Source organism: Bacillus hominis (assembly GCF_018332515.1).
Taxonomy (GTDB): Bacteria; Bacillota; Bacilli; order Bacillales; family Bacillaceae_G; genus Bacillus_A; species Bacillus_A hominis.
Map to the genome: position 1 here is coordinate 1 of NZ_BOQD01000628.1, position 588 is coordinate 588.

Genomic DNA, 588 nt, shown 5'->3' on the forward strand with positions numbered 1-588 from the left:
AAGTTACCATTCCCACATGATAATTAATACTTCATTCCCATAGAGATTTCTTTTATACATAAATTCATGTAAAATAAAACGAGAACATACATTCTGTATAAGAGTAGGAGGCACTAAATATGTTAGCTCAAATAGAGAAACAAACTGATGGCTATATTATAAAATTTGAACGCCAATTTCCCAATACAATAGAGGAAGTTTGGTCTGTTTTAACTGAAAACAGCAAGCTTAAAAAATGGATGTCTAATTTACAGATTGAAAACCTTAAAACAGGTGGAATTATAAAGTTCGACATGATGGATGGTTCATTTTTAAATATTGATATTTTAGAGTGCCAACTAAATTCAGTACTTGAATTCACATGGGATAAAGATCGTGTCCGATTTGAAATACATAAAGAGGAAAATGGTTCACTTTTACTACTTAAAGAATTTATTCATGAATTAACAGATCATACACCGAAAGATATTGCAGGTTGGCATATTTGTTTAGATCTTTTTTCTTCAGTTTTAGAAGGGAAAGAAAAAGAATTTCCAAAAGATGAATGGGAATATTGGTTTGATAAATATAAGGTTAAGACCGATGAGT

General features: G+C 29.9%; 1 protein-coding gene. It reads left to right on the plus strand.

All coding sequences use genetic code 11. The features are described from left to right. Positions 1-119 precede the first annotated feature (119 nt). Positions 120-588, plus strand: a 469-nt coding sequence (locus KI356_RS27690; protein WP_212937062.1) for an SRPBCC family protein, incomplete at its 3' end; no start/stop codon positions are given.